Here is a 1,232-nt window from a genome sequence, read left to right as displayed (position 1 = left end):
GAGCGCTCGACTGAATGGCTGGCATCTTGTCAGGGCCCTTGTGGCCATGCCACCCGAATGGGTTACTCGAAGTGTCCGTTTCGACGGATGTATGACTTTTCGAGCGGGTGCGAGCAGGTCGTTGATCCGGCGCAGGATCAACGGTGTTCGTCGATGGCCCTGCATATCAGGCAGGCGGCCCATACCGCCAGGCAAACAGCTGTGCAGGGCCATCGAACTACGACCTGGCCGGTGGACACGAGAGCCGAGTCGCAACCACTCGAGACGTACGCGAACCCGAAACCGAACGTCCCATCACTGCTCGCAATGTACCGCATTGCGAGCGAGGAGGAACCTCTCATGCCAATCAGCCCGAACCAAGGATCAAGTGGCGGCGGCACACTCGTCACCATCACCGGCACCGGCCTCAGCGGCACCACCGCGGTGCGCTTCGGCACCCGGTCCGCCACCGCCGTCACCAACGTCTCGCCCACCCAGGTCACCGCCGTCTCCCCGTCCGGCAACGGGTCGGTCGGCGTCACCGTGACCACTCCGGGAGGGACGAGCAACCCCATCCCCTTCTACTACGTAGGGGCGCCGTTCAAGCAGTCCCTCAGTCCGACGTCCGGGTCGACGGCAGGCGGCGGAACCGTGACCATCAACGGCACCGGCCTGTCCACTGCCAGCAGCGTCGCCTTCGGCGCCAACACGGCGGTGCCGACGATCGTGTCCGACGGCCAGATCACGGTTGCCGCACCGGCAGGCGCCGCAGGCTCCGTGGGAGTCAGCGTCACCACGGCGGGCGGCACCAACAACGGGCTCTCGTACACCTACGTCGCCGTCCCGACGGTGACGACGGTCACCCCCGCGTCGGGGCCGGCGACGGGCGGCACGACCGTGACCGTGGCCGGTACCGGTCTCACCAGCACGACGGAGGTCACCTTCGACGGGAACCCGGCGCCCTTCACCGTGCTCTCCGACACCTCGGTGTCGGCCGTCACGCCCCCTGGGACGGCCGGTGCCGTCGACGTCGTCGTGACCAACGACGCGGGCAGCGCGACTGCCGTGGACGGGTACACCTACGTCGCAGGACCGGGCATCTGACCGCCCCTCAGGGGTCGGTCACCGCCGGCGACCGTCGTCCCACCCCGGAGCGGACGCGCTGACCACACAGGTGCCGTGCCCGTCTCCCGAGCCCCCGGTCCGGAAGCCATCCCGGGCCGGGGGCCCAACACTTCCTGACCAGTCACCCC

At 68.7% G+C, this 1,232-nt stretch carries 1 protein-coding gene; it reads left to right on the top strand.

Going from position 1 to position 1,232, the window contains the following annotated elements:
• Positions 1–339 precede the first annotated feature (339 nt).
• The gene (locus tag ACIA8E_RS42030) at positions 340–1,083 is read left to right on the top strand and encodes an IPT/TIG domain-containing protein (protein ID WP_399307407.1); all 744 of its coding nucleotides are present in this window, start codon (positions 340–342) and stop codon (positions 1,081–1,083) included.
• Positions 1,084–1,232: the final 149 nt, after the last annotated feature.

The sequence above is a fragment of the Streptomyces sp. NPDC051664 genome (assembly GCF_044453545.1).
Lineage (GTDB): Bacteria > Actinomycetota > Actinomycetes > Streptomycetales > Streptomycetaceae > Streptomyces.
The sequence above is the reverse complement of the archived record's forward strand: the minus strand, read 5'-3'. Positions and strand labels throughout refer to the sequence as shown.